Origin of the sequence: Actinomadura coerulea (assembly GCF_014208105.1) — a bacterium.
Taxonomy (GTDB): domain Bacteria; phylum Actinomycetota; class Actinomycetes; order Streptosporangiales; family Streptosporangiaceae; genus Spirillospora; species Spirillospora coerulea.
In genome coordinates, this window is record NZ_JACHMQ010000001.1 from 6,503,730 (window position 1) to 6,520,101 (window position 16,372).

Sequence of the window (16,372 nt, forward strand, 5' to 3'; positions counted from 1 at the left end):
GGAAACCCTAGCGGAACTGTCCTGATATGAGTCGAAAAATGGACGTATTGCCAGAGGTGGCAGAAGGAGGTCAGGCCCGGCTGAGCCGTCCCCCGTAGCCGAGGCCCGTTCCCGGCTTGGTCCAGGTGTACTGGAGCGTCCCGTCCGGCTGCCGGGTGACCTGGACGACCCCGGACGTGCACGGCTTGCCGATCTCCAGGTTCATCTTCAGCGCGCTCTCGGTGCCCCGGGCGAGCCGGAGTGTGCCGTCGCAGTTCTCCCGCGGGTACAGGGCGCGCCCCGTCGTCCCGCCGGTCTGGAACGTGATCTCCACCGGGAAGGACGCGTTGCGGCCCGTGTTGACCACCGTCCCCTTCCACGTCCCTGCGAACGAGGCCGGGATCGTGGTGACCGGGCGGTTGTCGGACGTGTTGGTGCTGTCGGGCGGCGCCTCGTCGTCGGCCTTCAACTGGGGCCACAGCACCAGGGCGATGATGGCGATGCCGACGCTGACGCCGATGGCCAGCGACAGCGCCAGGCCGAGGACGTGGTTGCCGGGGCGCCGCATCTTCGCGAGGCCCGCGAAGGGCGAGGAGCGGACCGGGGAGCGGTGCCCGCCGCCTCCCTCGCGGCCCTGCCCCAGGCCCGGGACGAGGGGGTTGGGCGCGGTCGGGTCCGGCGGGGCGGGCATGTCGACGGCGTCGAACGCGGCCGTCCGGTCGGCGGCGATGGCGTCGAACTTCGCGGTCTGCTCGACCTGCTCGCGACCGCCCGCGGGCGCGTGCTGCTCGGGCCGGTTCAGGCCGACCGCGTTGAAGGTCGCGGTCGCCTCGAACGCGGCGGGGTCCAGGTCGGCGGCGGGCGGTTCCGGATGCCGCTCGGCCTCCGGTCGCGCCCGGCGGGAGCGCGCGAGCTTCCCGAGCAGCGGCACGGACGGCGACGCGGACTCCGTGACCGGCCCCGTCGGCGGACCCGTCGGCGGACCCGGCGGTGGCCCCGGCGGTGGCCCTGGGGGCGGCCCCGGGGGCGGCCCCAGAACCGGGCCCGGGGGCGCGGCAGGGGCCGGAGGCGTGGCAGGGCCTGGCGCGAACCCGGCCGGGGGTGCGGCTCCCATGGGGCTCACCGGGGCGTCCATGGGCGGACGCGGTGGCGGCGCCACCCGGGGAAGGGTGTGGCGGACCATCACGCCCGTCGCGAGGGCGCGGCCCTCCTCGACCATCGAGGCCGGGAGGCGCTCGACGAGCTCGCTGCCCGCGCCCAGCAGCCGTTCGAGGACCGTCCTGGCCATAGGGCGCTCGGCCGGGTCCTTGGCCAGGGCGGCCGTCACCACCTCGCGCAGGGAGTCGGGCACTTCCGACAGGTCGGCCTCGTCGTAGACGATCCGCTGCATCACCTCGGACGGCGAGCCCTCGCCGAACGGCGGCCTGCCCGCGGCGGCGAACAGGACGGTCGACGCCCACGCGAACACGTCGGCGGCGGGGCCGATGCCCATGCCGCTCAGCTGCTCGGGGGACTTGTAGGCCGGGTCCTCGGTCATGTGACCGCGGAACGCCACGTTCACGGCCTCCATGGCGTGGGCGATGGCGAAATCGCACATCCGGGGGCCGTCCCGGCCGAGGAGGACGTTCCCGGGCTTCAGGTCATGGTGGACGGCGCCCGCGCGGTGGACGGCGGCCAGGGCGATCGCCATGCCGACCGCGACCCGCTCGACGACGGCGAAGCCGCGGACGCCCTCCTCGTCGACGAGCTGCTGGAGGGACGGCCCGTCCACCCACTCGCTCACCACGTAGGGGCGGTCGCCCTCCACGTCGGCGTGCAGGATCGCCGCCGTGCAGAAGCCGGAGACCTTGAGGGCCGGGCCGAACGCGTCGGCGAACCGCGACCGCGCGACCGGCTCGCCGCTCAACCGCACGTGCAGGACCTTCACGGCGACGGGGCGTCCGGAGGGATCCCTGCCGAGGAAGACGGCGCCCTGCTCGCCGACGCCGAGCCGTCCCGTGATCTCGAACGAGCCGAGCCGTCTCGGGTCGCCCGGCTGCAGGGGCAGCGCCTCGGGCATCTGACGAACCTCCGTCTCCTCCGGGGACGGCGTCCCCGGCCTCCCCGTTCCCCGCACCCCCATGCCTGGCGGGGTCCTTTCTACCGCCTGCGCGGTACCGGGACCGACCCGGTAGCGTCATGCGCGATGCCGCGAACACCGCTTTCCCCGACCGTCCTCAACGAGCAGCGCGCCGCGCTCGGGCTGGCGCCCTACACCGGCGCGGACGAGCCCGCCGCGCTGCGCCGCGCGGCTCTGGACACGGTCCTCGCCGGCGTCGAGGCGGGCGGCGCCGAACCGAGCCGTCCGGTGGTCAGGGGAGCGGTGCGATACCTGCTCGACCGGCTGGCGGAGCTGGCCCCCGGCCGTTCGGTGGAGGTCCGGGTCCCGCCGCACGCCGCCGTTCAGTGCATCGACGGCCCGCACCATACCCGGGGTACGCCACCGAATGTGGTGGAGATGGACGCCGCCACCTGGATCGCGCTCGCCACCGGCCGCCTCACCTGGGAAGACGCGGCCGCGAACGGACTGGTGCGGGCGAGCGGCCCGCGCGCCGACCTGACGCCCCACCTCCCGCTCCCCCTCGACTGACGGCCGCCCTTCGCCCGGTGGCGCCCTCCGTCCGGTGCCGCCCCCTCGTCCGGCGGCGGCTCTCGACTCGGCGGGGAGGCGCGCATAGCGTGCGCGGGTGACGCGCGCCCTACCGGAGGTGATCCCCGTGCTGATCGCGCACTGGACGTTCGACGCCGGCACCGTGGACGGCCGCCGGGCCGCCGACACCGCCGGAGCCGCTCCCGCCGCCGAGCTGGCGGAGGGCGCCCGGATCGTCCCCGGGCGGGACGGGGAGGCGCTGTCGCTCGGCGAGCACGACCGCGCCGTGATCCCAGGGGCGCCGCAGCTCGTCCTCAGCCAGGTCTTCGGGTTCGGCCTGGCCTTCTTCGTCCGGGTCGACGAGGGGCCCACCGGCGAGTGGCGCAGCGTCCTCTACAAGCCCGTCGCGGAGAACGACGCGCGCGGCCTCGGCCTGTGGCTGTACCCGGACGAGATGAGGCTGCGCGTCCAGCTGTTCACCGTCAAAGGGCCCCACTACGTCGACAGCCGCACCCGGTTGACCGCGGGCGACTGGGCCCACATCGCCTTCGTCGTGGACACCGGGGGCATGGCCCTCTACGTCGGGGGCGAGCAGGACTCCGCCGTCGCGCTGGAACACCCCGTCGTCACCCCGGCCGGGCCCATCTACCTGGGCAGGGAGCCCGCCAAGCCCGGCTTCGGCGGCCTCATCGACGATCTGCGCGTGTACGCATCGGCGCTCGGGCATGAGGCCGTCCGGTCCCTGGCGGACCAGCCGGACGGTTAGACGGAACCAGCACCTGTACCGAGCCGCTGAGGGGCGGGGATCATCCCGCAAAATCCGCCACAAGCCCGACCAGGCCGGCGATCCCGAGTACCTGCGAGGCCCGCGCCAGGGTGCTCCGCCTCGCCGGGGCGGGGGGCGAGTAGGTCCGGTACCCGGGCATGGTCATGCGTCCCTCCACGTGTCGTCCCCAGATTCCTCCGGACCACGAGATCCCCGTGGTTTCAGGGAGTAAAGGTCGGTTAAGGAGATGCCACCGATCGGAGCAGGTGAACCGGGCATCTAGACTGGCGGACGTGCCTCTCCGTGACGGACGTCTGAGCCACGACATCGATCCCTCCGACCGTGCTCCGCAGGACGCCTGCGGGGTCTTCGGCGTCTGGGTCCCCGCCGAGCAGGCGGCCCGCGCCGAAGTGAGCAAGCTCACGTACTACGGGCTGTACGCGCTGCAGCACCGCGGGCAGGAGTCGGCGGGCATCGCCGTCAGCGACGGCTCGCGCATCGTCGTCTTCAAGGACATGGGCCTCGTCGCCCAGGTCTTCGACGAGTCGGTGCTGAACACCCTGCGCGGCCACATCGCCGTCGGCCACTGCCGCTACTCCACGACCGGCTCGCCCACGTGGGAGAACGCGCAGCCCACGTTCCGGTCCACCGACGACGGCGGGCTGGCGCTCGTCCACAACGGCAACCTCATCAACACGCCGGAGCTGGCCGCGCGGCTGGACCCCGGCGAGCTGACCGCCACGACCGACACCGAGGTCCTGACCGCCCTGCTCGCCGCGCGCGGCGAGGGCGGCGCGCTGGAGGCGGCCCGGGAGATCCTTCCCGCGACCCGCGGCGCGTTCTCCCTGGTCTTCATGGACGAGGGGACCCTCTACGCCGCCCGCGACCCCGAGGGCATCCGGCCGCTCGTGCTCGGCGCCCTGGAGGACCGCGGCTGGGTCGTCGCCTCGGAGACCGCCGCCCTCGACATCGTCGGCGCCCGGTTCGTCCGGGAGATCGAGCCCGGCGAGCTGATCGCGTGCGACGGCCAGGGCGTGCGGTCCGAGCGGTTCGCCGAGGCGCGCCCGAAGGGCTGCCTGTTCGAGTACGTGTACCTGGCGCGGCCCGACACGACGATCGCCGGGCGCAGCGTCCAGGCCACCCGCGTCGAGGTCGGGCGGCGGCTGGCCCGCGAGCACCCCGTCGAGGCCGACATGGTCATCCCGACGCCGGAGTCGGGCACGCCGGCCGCGATCGGCTACGCCGAGGCGTCCGGCATCCCCTACGGCCAGGGCCTGGTGAAGAACTCCTACGTCGGCCGGACGTTCATCCAGCCGTCCCAGACGATCCGCCAGCTCGGCATCCGGCTGAAGCTGAACCCGCTGCGCGAGGCGATCGAGGGCAAGCGCCTCGTCGTGGTGGACGACTCGATCGTGCGCGGCAACACCCAGCGCGCCATCGTGTCGATGCTGCGGGACGCGGGCGCCGCCGAGGTCCACGTGCGGATCTCCAGCCCGCCCGTCTCCTGGCCGTGCTTCTACGGCATCGACTTCGCGACCCGGGCCGAGCTGATCGCCGGGAACCTGTCGGTGGAGGAGATCCGCGACTCCATCGGCGCCGACTCGCTCGGCTACATCTCCCTGGACGAGCTGATCTCCGCCTCGCACATCGCCAAGGACAACCTGTGCCGGGCCTGCTTCGACGGCCAGTACCCCATCCCGGTGGAGCAGGACGCCCGCGGCAAGCACCTGCTGGAGGCCACCCGATGACGGACCGCCCGACGACCTCCTACGAGGCCGCAGGCGTCGACATCGCGGCGGGCGAGCGCGCCGTCGAGCTGATGAAGTCCCGGGTGGCCCGCTCGCGGCGGCCCGAGGTCGTCGACGACGTCAGCGGGTTCGCGGGGCTCTTCGACGCCTCGGCGCTGCTGCGCTACAAGAGGCCCCTGCTCGCGACGTCCACGGACGGCGTCGGCACCAAGGTCGATCTGGCGCGGCGCCTCGGCGTCTACGACACGATCGGGCACGACCTGGTCGGCATGGTCATCGACGACCTCGCGGTGTGCGGGGCAGAGCCGCTGTTCATGACCGACTACATCGCCTGCGGCAAGGTCGTCCCGGAGCGCGTCGCCGACATCGTCGGCGGGATCGCGGACGCGTGCGCTCTGGCCGGCTGCGCCCTCGTGGGCGGTGAGACGGCCGAGCACCCCGGCCTGCTGGAGGCCGACGAGTTCGACGTGGCCGGCGCCGGGACGGGCGTCGTCGAGGCCGACCGGATCCTCGGGCCGGAACGCGTGAGGGCGGGCGACGTCGTGATCGCCATGGCCTCGTCCGGCATCCACTCGAACGGGTACTCGCTCGTCCGGCACATCCTGGCGACGACCGGCCTGACGCTGGAGACCCGGACGGACGAGCTCGACCGCCCCCTGGGCGAGGAGCTCCTCACGCCGACGCGCATCTACGCCAAGGACTGCCTGGCCCTGGCCGACACCGGCGGGGTCCGGGCGTTCGCGCACATCACGGGCGGCGGCCTGGCGGCGAACCTGGCCCGGTCGCTCCCTCCGGGCGTGGACGCCGTGCTGGACCGCTCGTCCTGGGAGGTCCCGGCCGTGTTCCGGTTGCTCCAGGCGCACGGCGACGTGCCGCAGTCCGAGATGGACAAGACGTTCAACCTCGGAGTCGGCATGGCCGCGATCGTCGCCCCGGACCGCGCCGACGAGGCGCTCCGCCTGCTGGCCTCCCGCGGCGTCCCGTCCTGGACCCTCGGTGAGATCACCGAAGGAACCGGCGACGCGACCCTGCGCTGACCCGCGGTCCCGGCGGCCCTGCTGCTCCATGACCAGCCCCGGCCCGGCCCCTCCGACCTCGCGGACGGGGCTGAACGGGACGCTGAGCGCCTCTCAGACCTCTCCGGTCAACAGCGGCATGCCGGACACGGGACGTGCCCTGGGGGATCGCTCAGCGTGAGCGGCGCGCCCTCGGGCGAGTCCCGGTGCATGACAAACGCCACCGCCCGGTGGTGCGGGCGGTGGCGTACTGTCTGCCGGTCAACCGGAGGTGCCGTCCTTGCGGGGCTCCGTGCCGTAGTCGTCGGCGTAGTCGGCGTACTTCTCGGCGAGCTCGTCATAGGAGTCTTCGCCGGAGTCGCTGACTCCTAGTTCATCCTTAAGGCGGTCGAGGTCCGTGTTGCCGGTGCTGTATTTGAGCTGCCGGGCAACCTTCACCTGCTTGGCCTTGGCTCGGCCGCGACCCATTGGCTCGACCCCCTCGATGGTCAGGGCTTTCGTGGGCCCATCAACGCGCGCGTGTACCACACGAACCGGTGCCTGATGAGCCATGCGTCAGTCACGGGTACAACCGTACCCGTTTTGCGCCTGGCTCGGTACATCGACGGTACGTGGCGGCGCCCCTGTTGCTGATGACAACAGTGTATCCGGTGGTCACGTCACCGTGCGAAGGCCACCCTGGGACGGTCGTACGCCGCCCCACGATGGCCCTCACAACGGTTTTGCAACGGTCTAAACAGGTCTAGGAAACCCACATCCGGCCCGAGCCCTCCAGAAGCTCCTCCGGAAGCACCGAACCCTCCGGGGAGCGCACCCTCCGAGAGCACCCAGACCCTCCCAGAGCTCAGAGAAGGATGCCGCGCAGCCTGCCGACCTCCGACATCCGGCGCTCCGCGAGGCGGTCGGCGGCCACCGCCGGCGGGACGCCCTCGTCGGAGGCCAGCGCGAAGATCTTGCGAGTGGTGTCGTAGATGCCCGCGGCGCGGGCCTTGGCGCGGTCGAAGTTGAAGCCCTCGATCTCGTCCGCGACCTGGATCACACCGCCGGAGTTCACCACGTAGTCGGGCGCGTACAGGACGCCGCGGTCGGCGAGGCGCTTCTCCACGCCCGGGTGGGCGAGCTGGTTGTTGGCGGCGCCGCAGACGACCTTGGCTGCCAGCACGGGCACGGTGTCGTCGTTGAGGGAGCCGCCCAGGGCGCACGGCGCGTACACGTCGAGCTCCGTGGTGACCATGGCGTCGGCGTCGGCGACGACCTCCACCTCGGGGTGCAGCGCCCGGACGCGGTCGACGGCGGCCTCGTCCACGTCGCAGATCACGACGTCCGCGCCGTCCTCGCGCAGGTGCTCCACGAGGCGGTGGCCGACCTTCCCGACGCCCTCCACCCCGACCCGCCTGCCGCGCAGCGTGGGCTGGCCCCACACCGTCTCGGCCGCGGCCCGCATCCCCTGGAACACGCCGAACGCCGTGAGGATCGACGAGTCGCCGGCGCCGCCGTGCGCGACCGTCCGCCCGGTGACGAAGCGGCACTCGCGCGCCACGACGTCCATGTCCTCGCTGTAGGTGCCCACGTCGCACGCCGTGTAGTAGCGGCCGTTCAGCGACTGGACGAACCGCCCGTAGGCCCGCAGCATCGCCTCGGACTTGTCCGTGGCGGGGTCGCCGATGATGACGGCCTTGCCGCCGCCGAGGTCGAGCCCGGCGAGGGCGTTCTTGTACGCCATGCCCCGGGACAGGTTCAGCACGTCCGCGAGGGCCTCCTCCTCGGAGCCGTACGGGTAGAAGCGGGTGCCTCCCAGGGACGGGCCGAGCGCGGTCGAGTAGATGGCGATGATCGCGCGCAGGCCGCTGGCCTCGTCCTGGCAGAAGACGACCTGCTCGTGTCGGGGTTCGGTGCCCTTGTGGGGCGCCCCGAAGACATTAGGCACGGTAGTGCCCTCCTCTCTGTCTCTAAGATCAGCCTAGGGCGCGCGATGGCGCCACGCCCGACCGAATCTCATGTCACGATGCGATGGTGCTTCCGTACGCGGCGTACCTACGGGTTTATGAACCGGTGACCGCCTTCCCGGAGCCCGCGCGGACCCTGTGGACGGTCTACGCCGACTCCAGGCGACGTCCCAGGCGGATCCACGCGCTCGGGGCGGAGCACCGGGAGTCCGTGCTCAGGCTGACGGGCTCGCCGCCCGAGGTCGTCCCGGAGCGCGAGAGCAGGGACGCCTACGTGCGGCGCCTGGAGGACATGATCTACGTGTGCCCGTGGGGGACGCGCCTGCGCTCCTGGCTGGCCTTCGAGCGCTTCAGGGCCGAGCACGCGGCGGGCGTGGCGGCGGCCTTCGTCCCGCCGCCCCTGTCGGAGCGGGTGCGAAGCGACTTCGAGCAGTGGAAGAACGCCGGCCGCTCCCTCCGCCCGCACATCCTGACGAGTACCTGGCACATCCCGCTGGACTGGTTCGTGCCGTTCGCGCGCGGCGAGCGGAGCCTGATGCTCGGCACCCCGGGGACCGGGTACCGGCCGGCGGACGACGCCGCCGAGGAGCTCGCGGCCCACGGCCCGGCCACGGCGGCGCCCGCGCGGACCCTGATCTACGTCACCTCGATGGGGGAGGCCCGCCGCCGGGTGGCGGCCGCGCTCCCGGTGGTGCGCGAGAACCTCGGCGAGGGCGCGGAGGACGTCTACCTCCTGTCGGCGGGACGGCTGGAGACCCTCGGCCGGTGGCTCGGCGAGTTCCATCCCGGCGCGCTCGTGGAACTCGACTACGGCGGGCTCGTCCATCTCCTGGACGACACCACGCTCCGTACTGACGAGTCGGTCGCGGAGATGACCGTGGCCCTCACCGGGATGGAGCGGGGTGAGGTCGAGCTGACCGTCGCGATGTACAAGCGTCTCCTCGCCCGCTGGCGCCCCGTACGGGCGCTGGAGGCCGCGAACTAAAACAAATTTCCCGAATCCGCGCGCGATACGACTATACGTGTCGCTAGAATCACGCAGCGTGACCCAGCCACCGCCGGACATGCACACTTCACCGCTCTCGCGGGGATGTTTGCACGCAACTACCGCCAGGAACTTGCTTGTTGCGCTGAGTGGTGGCAAGGTTACACGTTGTGATGTCATAGTGGCTCTTTCGGGCCATAGGGGACATCAGTGACCACGCGAGGATCAATCGCAGGATCGCTGTCATCGGTCCACGGAGGAGAGGCCGCAAACATGTCAGCACGTACGCCAGAGGCCGAGCCCCTGCTGACGCCGGCGGAGGTGGCGACGATGTTCCGCGTCGACCCCAAGACCGTCACGCGCTGGGCGAAGGCGGGAAAGCTCACGTCGATCCGCACGCTCGGCGGGCATCGCCGGTACCGCGAGGCGGAGGTGCGGGCGCTGCTCGCGGGAATCCCGCAGCAGCGCTCGGAGTAGCACGCCGACCGGCGGGGCTCCAGGGGAGCCCTCCGGACGCACAGCGCAAGAGGGGGGCGGCCAGGAGGCTCATGAACGGACCTCGCACCCGAGTCACGTGCGGGGACCCGCTCGGTGTCTCCTGGCCGACATGGGACCACGGTCATCCGAGAACCGTCGGTCCCGGACGCCGAAGCCGCGCTGTCCCCGGGGACGGGCACCAGTCCGCCCGCCCCCGGGGCCAGAGCGCGCTCCAAGCTCACACCACAGGTCACCGGGCTCGGGGCAACGGAGTTCTGTTCCGGGGGTTGTGTCCGGTTGTGGACGCGGCCGAGTTGGATGTCCGAAACTCCGCGCACGTCAGCGCGATAACCGCAGGTCGGAGGGTTACCGGTACGTCGCCGGGCGGCTAAGGGTTCATCTCTTCATGGGCCAGGCGGTCGAACAGGGCGCCCGTACCGGGGTCGTGCCTGCCGGAGACCTGCATGATCACCACGAGCTGGTCGACCAGCAGGCGCTCCAGGTCGGGGCGGGCCACGTCGCGGTTCTCCAGCCAGTCCAGGCCGGCGGTCTCCACGGTCGCCATCCAGCAGCGCAGCGTGATGCGCAGGATCGGCGGCGGAACGTCGACGTCCAGCGAGTGCAGGATCCGGTCCAGCAGCAGCCGGCGGATCCCGTCCACGATCTCGCCTGCCTCGCCCGAGCGGTCGGCGGGCCCGCCGCGCAGCAGCGCCGTGTAACCGGCGGCGTGGCGCTCCACGAAGTCGAAGTAGCGCTTCAGGGAGATCCGCAGCCGTTCGAGCGGCTTGCCCTCCGTGGGCGGTTCCAGCAGCACCGACAGGTGCCTCGCGGCGCTGCCCAGGGCCGCGATGTACAGCTCGTTCTTGCCGCCGAAGTAGTGGTAGACCAGCGCGCGTGAGGCCCCCGCCTTCGCCGCGACGTCGTCGATCGAGACGTCCTCGGGTGAGCGCGTGCTGAACAGCTGCAGCGCCGCCTCGATCAGTTCGTCCCGCCGTTCGTCCACGCTGAGTCGGCGACGGCCGCGCCCGCCGCTCGGCCGGGTCCGCGCCTTCGCGCCGGCCACCGCACGATCTCCCACCTGGGCAGGGTATCCGAGCCGGGCGGGGTCGGGGCGCGCTCCGAGCGCCCCGGCACCGGGTTCGCCGCCGGGCGTGACCGTTCCCTGACGCGACTGTGATCCGGAACACCACAGGCCCGAACCACCATTGTCGGATGCCCGTTACTCACTGTCGCGGCGGTATGGGGGGAAGGCGCGGCATCATGGCATCTCCTCCTGAGCGGAGGGCGGCGCGCCGAATCCCCCACCCGGGCGCCGCCGCGGCAGGTCCTGCAGGTTCCCCTGGACGGAGTGCCATGTCAGCTGATGAAGCAAGTCCCCCGCACGACATGCTGGGAGAGGGCGCGGTGCCCCGGCCGCGCGACGAGCCCTCTCCCGCACCGCGCGACGAGGGCAAGACGATGCCCGCGCCGAAACCGACGATCCGGAATGTCGCCGAACGCGCCGGTGTCTCCAAGTCGCTCGTCTCGCTGGTCATGCGAGGGTCACCGCACGTGAGCGAACGCCGGAGGCAGGCCGTCCTCCAGGCCGCCCGGGAGCTCGGCTACCGCCCGAACGCCGTGGCGCGGAGCCTGGTCGAGGGGCGCACCCGGCTGATCGGCGCCATCGTCGCCGACCTGCACAACCCGTTCTTCGCCGAGTTCCTCGACGGCCTCCAGGAGAGCCTGCACGGCGCGGGGCTGCGGATGCTGGTCGGCAGCGGCCGCTGGGACCCGATGTTCGAGGCCGAGGCGGTCGAGGCGTTCCTGGAGATGCGGGTGGACGGCCTGGTGCTGCTCAGCGTCGTGCCCGAGTCGCTCAAGGAGGCCGCCGCGAGCGTCCCCGTGGTGGTCGTCGGCGAGCGCGACGTGGTCGGCGTCGACATCGTGGTGGACGACGACGAGCTCGGCGCGAGCCTCGCCGTCGACCATCTCGTCGAGCACGGCCACCGCCGGATCGCGCACATCGAGGGCGCGCGCTCCACCACCGCGCGCTACCGCCGCGCCGGCTACGAGAAGGCGATGCGGCGGCACGACCTGGCCGGCGAGATCGTCGTCGAGCCCGGCGACTTCACCGAGGACGGCGGCTACCGGGCCGCGCTCTCCCTGCTGCGCCGCGACCCCCGGCCGACGGCGATCTTCGCTCCCAACGACCTGGTCGCCACCGGGGCGCTGTCGGCCGCCGACGAGCTCGGCATGCGGGTCCCGGCGGACCTGTCGATCGTCGGATACGACAACACCCACCTCGCGGCGATCCGGCACATCTCGCTGACCAGCGTCGACCAGCCGCGCCGCGACATGGGCCGGGTGGCGGCCGAGATGCTCACCGCGCGCATCGGCGACCCGCCCCGCGCCGCGCGGCAGAAGCTGGTCGTCCCGCACCTGGTGGTCCGCTCGACGACGGGGCCCGCTCCCGCCCAGTGACCGCCCCTGTGCGCCGCCGCCGCAGGACGTCCCCCCGCCTTCCCCTCGCTCCCGCCGGCCCTGTGCGCGCCGTGACCCGCGCGTCGTGACGCCCGCCGCCCCGCCCCGCCTCACGACGCCGCACCTCGCGATGCCCCGTCCCGCTTCGCGACGCCGCGCCCCCGCGACGCCCCGCTCGGCGACGCGGCGCACGCGCAGCCGCCCTGTGCCTCGTGCGGCCGCCCCGCAGCCGCGGCTGGTGTCGTGAGGTCCGTCGTCCTGGCGGCCCTTCGCTGCCGTGACCCACGTTCGCAGCGGCATGGCCGGCGTTGCCCGCGCTTCGTGACTATGGGCGGGTACGGGGACGGTCGATCGTTCCACGGGACGGTGTGCGCCGGGTAAGGGGCAGGCCAAACCTGCCGCATTCGCCGGGACGGGGCCCGCGGCCAGGTGGTTAATGGGACTTCACCGTCGGCGGGCAGTCCCGGGCGGCCTCGCGGAAGGCCGCCGGGCCGCGCCTGCCGCGGTCGGGAGAGGGTCCGTTCACCCAGAGGAGAACAGGTCGTGCGTGATCCGGAACTGGTGTCGTGCGCGCAGCGCGCGGCGAGCGAATTGGAACGCGCGTGGTCGGAGTGGCGGCACGCCCGCGGCCTCGCCGAGCAGGTGTCGGAGTCGGTCGCCAGCTACGTGGCCCATTCGATCGACCACCCGTGGGGCCGTCCCCGCGTGGTCCTCGGCCTGGACGCCGACGAGGCGCGCGCACTGGCGGCCCTGCTGGGCAAGGAGGACCCGCTGCGCGGCTGATTTCCCCGTCTCCGTTTGACGAACCTGCGCCGGTGTGCAGACTGTCAGGGTCGGTAACGAAGTCATCACGGAGGAAAACGGCCTGTGCGAATTCATCGAGGCGGCCCCGCGGTCGCCGGTATCGCGCTGTGCCTGGGCGCGCTGGTCGCGTGCAACGGTTCCTCCGGGGGGTCCGGCGGTGAGACGGCCGGGCCGCCGACGGCCGGGGCGGCGTCGCCCGGCGCGAGGGGCGGCAAGTCGCCCGCGTCCGCCAAGGGGGACGCGGAATCGCTGGACGGCAAGGTGATCGTGATCGATCCCGGGCACAACGGCGGCAACGCCGACCACCCGTCGGAGATCAACCGGCAGGTGAAGATCGGCAACGGCAGCAAGGCGTGTGACACGACCGGGACCGAGACCAAGGCCGGCTACGCCGAGCACGCCTTCACCTGGGACGTGTCGAAGCGGCTCGCCGCCATCCTGAGGTCCCGGGGTGCGAAGGTCTCCCTGACCCGCAAGGACGACAAGGGCGTCGGCCCCTGCGTCACCGACCGGGCCGCGCTCGGAAACCGGCTCAAGGCCGACGCCGCGCTGTCCATCCACGCCGACGGGGCGGCCGCGTCCGGCCACGGCTTCCACATCATCGAGCCGGTCTCCATAGGACGGAACGCCGAAATGGTGTCCGACTCGGCCAAGCTCGGCGAGGCGCTGAGGAACGCCTACCGCGAAGGCACCGGCATCCCGTACTCCACCTACCTCGGCAAGAAGGCCATCGACCGGCGCGACGACCTCGGCGGGCTCAACATGTCGACCGTGCCGAAGGTGTTCATCGAGTGCGGCAACATGCAGAACCAGGGCGACGCGGACAAGCTGTCCAGCGCGTCCTTCCGGCAGCGCATCGCCGAGTCCCTGGCCGAAGGCTTCCAGACCTACCTGCGCTGATCCTGCGCTGATCGCGAACGGCGATCCGGGGCGCGGGCCCGGGCCGCAGCGGGCAGGATGAGCGGATGCCTGATCTTCGTCATGTGCGCGAACTGCTGCTCGGGGCCGGTTACACCGTCGCGGGGGTGCGCGAGACGCTCGGCCCGGTCGCGGGCGGGGCGCTGGCGCGGGACGAGATCGTGCCCGCGCTGCGCGCGACGGCCGGCGGCTCGCCGGTCGAGGTGCTGACCCGGTTGTTCTGGCTCCAGGTGCCCGTCCCCGAGGACGCGGTCGCCGCGGGCGAGCTGGTGGCGGCGGGGCTCGCGGAGGCGTCGGGCGGGCAGGTGCGGCCGCTGCTGCGCGTCGAGCCGCTGGAGGCGGTGGACGGCGACGGGCACGCGGGCTACGCCGTGTCCGATCTGAAGGTGCGGCCGGGGGACGGGCGCGTCCCGGCGGACGATCACGTGGTGGGGACCGGGGGCGCGTCCGGGAATCTCGCCCGGCTGGTTGTCCACAGGCCTGTGGACAACGTGCTCGATCTGGGCACGGGCTGCGGCGTCCAGGCGGTGCACGTGGCGGGGCGGTCGCCGGGCGCGCGCATCACCGCTACGGACGTGAACCCGCGGGCGCTGGAGCTGGCCGGAATGAGCTTCGCGCTGTCCGGCGTGGAGGGGGCGGAACTGCTGCGGGGGTCGCTGCTGGAGCCGGTCGAGGGCCGCCGGTTCGACCTGATCGTGTCGAATCCGCCGTTCGTCGTCGCGCCGCCCGGCGACCGGAGGTTCACCTACCGCGAGTCGGGGATGGCGGGCGACGACTTCTGTCGCCGGCTTGTCGGGAGCGCCTCCCGGTACCTGAACGACGGCGGATATTGCCAGCTCCTGGCCAACTGGCTGCATGTCGACGGGGTTCCCTGGGAGGAGCGTGTCGGCGCGTGGGTGGACGGCTGCGACGCGTGGATCGTCCAGCGCGACGTTCAGGATCCGGCGGAGTACGCCGAGTTGTGGCTGCGCGATTCGTGCGAGGCGGGCACGCCCGAATACCGCGCCCGGTACGAGGCGTGGCTCGACGAGTTCGAGCGCCGGGACGTCACCGGGATCGGCTTCGGCTGGATCACGTTGCGGCGCGGCGAGACTCCGGCCGTCCGGATCGAGGAGCTGCGGCACGCCGTCGAGCAGCCCGTCGGCGCGTACGCGCACGAGGTGCTGGACGGTCTCGCGAAGGCCGAAGAGTTCTCCACAGCCTGTGGACGACCGCTCGCGGCGGCGCCCGGTCTCGTCCAGGAACAGATCGGCCCGCCGGGCGCCGAGGACCCGGAGCGGATCGTCCTGAGGCAGGCGGACCGGCTCCGCCGAGCCGCCGGCGTCGGGACGGTCGAGGCGGCCCTCGCGGGGGTCTGCGACGGCACCCTTCCCCTCGATCCGCTCCTGGACGCCATCGCCCAGCTCACGGGCATGGACCCCGGCGAGGTCCGCGCGCACGCCGCTGCCGTCCTGCCGGAACTGATCGCCGACGGCTTCTTCGTCTGACCCGAGGGAACGGCCCGGAGTCAGCCGCGGGCTTCGTCCAGGGTGCGGAAGGCGCTGCCGCGCAGACGGCGCGACAGGTCGCGGTTGACGCGGTGCGCCCAGAGCGGGCCGCCGTAGATCATGCCGGTGTAGCCCTGGACGAGGGTCGCGCCCGCCCGGACGCGGTCCCACACGTCGTCGGCCGTCTCGACCCCGCCGACGGAGACCAGCGCGAGCCGCCCGCCCGTGCGGGACCGCAGCCGGCGCAGGACCTCCAGGGACCGCTCCCGCAGCGGCGCGCCCGACAGCCCGCCGGTCTCCTTGGCCAGCGCGGGCGGGCTGAGCAGGGCGTCCCGGGCGATGGTGGTGTTGGTGGCGATGATGCCGTCGAGTCCGAGTTCGAGGGCGAGGTCGGCGACGGCGTCGACGTCGTCGTCCGCGAGGTCCGGCGCGATCTTCACCAGCAGCGGGACGCGGCGGGCGGACGAGCGGTCGGCGGCCTCGCGCACGGCCGTCAGCAGCGGCCGCAGGTGCTCGACGGCCTGGAGGTTCCGCAGCCCGGGGGTGTTGGGGGAGCTGACGTTGACGACGAGGTAGTCGGCGTGCGGGGCGAGCCGCTCGGTGCTCGCGACGTAGTCGGCGGCGGCCGACGCCTCCGGGACGACCTTGGTCTTGCCGATGTTGGCGCCGACGATCGTCCCCGGCGCCCGGCGGGCGAGCCGCCGCGCGGCGGCCTCGGAGCCCGCGTTGTTGAAGCCCATCCGGTTGACGACCGCCCGGTCCGGGACGAGCCGGAACAGCCGCGGGCGCGGGTTGCCGGGCTGCGGGTGCCCGGTCACCGTCCCGATCTCGACATGGCCGAAACCGAACGCGCCGAGCGCCGCGTAGGCGACGGCGTCCTTGTCGAACCCGGCGGCGAGACCCAGCGGGCTCGGGAAGTCCAGCCCGAACGCGCGGACGGCCAGCGCCGGGTCGCGCGGCGCGAACAGCCGGCGCAGCAGCGGCACCGCGCCCGGCACCGCCTGGATCGCGTGCAGCGCGCGCAGGGTCAGATGGTGGACGCTCTCCGCCGGAACGCGGGCGATGACCAGTGAGAAAAGGAGTCGATACATCACTCCCCCATCTTTGCTCCCCGCTCCTCCTTCGGGCCTGGCGGCCCTCCATCATCGAGCACTGCG

Annotated in this window: 15 protein-coding genes; 10 read left to right on the forward strand and 5 right to left on the reverse strand. The window is 72.8% G+C overall.

Translation table 11 applies throughout. The annotated features are described in order from the left end of the window. Positions 1-70: 70 nt before the first annotated feature. Positions 71-2,038, reverse strand: coding sequence for a serine/threonine protein kinase (locus BKA00_RS30140; RefSeq protein WP_185030789.1), 1,968 nt, complete (start codon positions 2,036-2,038; stop codon positions 71-73). A 126-nt stretch (positions 2,039-2,164) separates the two neighbouring features. Here BKA00_RS30140 and BKA00_RS30145 point away from each other — a divergent pair, with 126 nt between their 5' ends. The 4 genes from BKA00_RS30145 (at position 2,165) to purM (ending at position 6,159) form a co-directional block, all read left to right on the forward strand. Beyond that, a complete protein-coding gene (locus BKA00_RS30145) occupies positions 2,165-2,608 on the forward strand; it encodes a sterol carrier family protein (RefSeq protein WP_185030792.1) in 444 nt (147 codons plus the stop codon). Between the two features lie 97 nt (positions 2,609-2,705). Continuing rightward, a complete protein-coding gene (locus BKA00_RS40675; protein ID WP_185030793.1) occupies positions 2,706-3,374 on the forward strand; it encodes a LamG-like jellyroll fold domain-containing protein in 669 nt (222 codons plus the stop codon). 293 nt (positions 3,375-3,667) lie between these two features. Next, a complete protein-coding gene (gene purF, locus BKA00_RS30155; RefSeq protein WP_185030795.1) occupies positions 3,668-5,122 on the forward strand; it encodes an amidophosphoribosyltransferase in 1,455 nt (484 codons plus the stop codon). Beyond that, positions 5,119-6,159, forward strand: a complete 1,041-nt coding sequence (gene purM, locus BKA00_RS30160) for a phosphoribosylformylglycinamidine cyclo-ligase (protein WP_185030797.1) — start codon at positions 5,119-5,121, stop codon at positions 6,157-6,159. The genes purF and purM overlap by 4 nt, the downstream gene beginning before the upstream one ends. Positions 6,160-6,399: 240 nt before the next feature. On the opposite strand, the gene BKA00_RS30165 is transcribed toward purM, so the two are convergent. Then, a complete protein-coding gene (locus BKA00_RS30165; RefSeq protein ID WP_149260363.1) occupies positions 6,400-6,606 on the reverse strand; it encodes a DUF3073 domain-containing protein in 207 nt (68 codons plus the stop codon). 376 nt (positions 6,607-6,982) lie between these two features. Further along, a complete protein-coding gene (locus BKA00_RS30170; RefSeq protein WP_185030799.1) occupies positions 6,983-8,065 on the reverse strand; it encodes a Leu/Phe/Val dehydrogenase in 1,083 nt (360 codons plus the stop codon). Between the two features lie 83 nt (positions 8,066-8,148). Between BKA00_RS30170 and BKA00_RS30175 the strand changes: the two genes are divergently transcribed. Both BKA00_RS30175 and bldC read left to right on the forward strand, forming a co-directional pair. Next, positions 8,149-9,069, forward strand: a complete 921-nt coding sequence (locus BKA00_RS30175; protein WP_221493344.1) for a DUF8083 family protein — start codon at positions 8,149-8,151, stop codon at positions 9,067-9,069. A gap of 273 nt (positions 9,070-9,342) precedes the next feature. Further along, a complete protein-coding gene (gene bldC / locus BKA00_RS30180) occupies positions 9,343-9,546 on the forward strand; it encodes a developmental transcriptional regulator BldC (RefSeq protein ID WP_012850682.1) in 204 nt (67 codons plus the stop codon). A gap of 388 nt (positions 9,547-9,934) precedes the next feature. Here bldC and BKA00_RS30185 read toward each other — a convergent pair whose 3' ends face one another. Next, entirely contained in the window at positions 9,935-10,624 is a 690-nt protein-coding gene (locus BKA00_RS30185) for a TetR family transcriptional regulator (RefSeq protein ID WP_230298979.1), read from the reverse strand. Positions 10,625-10,899: 275 nt separating this feature from the next. On the opposite strand from BKA00_RS30185, the gene BKA00_RS30190 reads away from it, so the two are divergent. From BKA00_RS30190 to BKA00_RS30205, 4 genes are all read left to right on the forward strand, one after another. Beyond that, on the forward strand, positions 10,900-12,006 hold the full coding sequence (locus tag BKA00_RS30190) for a LacI family DNA-binding transcriptional regulator (RefSeq protein ID WP_230298980.1): 1,107 nt from the start codon (positions 10,900-10,902) through the stop codon (positions 12,004-12,006). Between the two features lie 543 nt (positions 12,007-12,549). Continuing rightward, on the forward strand, positions 12,550-12,789 hold the full coding sequence (locus tag BKA00_RS30195) for a hypothetical protein (RefSeq protein ID WP_089315141.1): 240 nt from the start codon (positions 12,550-12,552) through the stop codon (positions 12,787-12,789). 84 nt (positions 12,790-12,873) lie between these two features. Then, entirely contained in the window at positions 12,874-13,710 is an 837-nt protein-coding gene (locus BKA00_RS30200) for an N-acetylmuramoyl-L-alanine amidase (RefSeq protein WP_338072173.1), read from the forward strand. Positions 13,711-13,775: 65 nt separating this feature from the next. Then, positions 13,776-15,215 carry a DUF7059 domain-containing protein gene (locus BKA00_RS30205; protein ID WP_185030801.1) on the forward strand — a complete coding sequence of 480 codons (1,440 nt, stop codon included), beginning with the start codon at positions 13,776-13,778 and terminating at the stop codon, positions 15,213-15,215. Positions 15,216-15,235: 20 nt separating this feature from the next. On the opposite strand, the gene BKA00_RS30210 is transcribed toward BKA00_RS30205, so the two are convergent. Beyond that, positions 15,236-16,306: a quinone-dependent dihydroorotate dehydrogenase gene (locus tag BKA00_RS30210; protein ID WP_185030803.1), complete on the reverse strand. Its 1,071-nt coding sequence runs from the start codon at positions 16,304-16,306 to the stop codon at positions 15,236-15,238. Between the last annotated feature and the right edge of the window lie 66 nt (positions 16,307-16,372).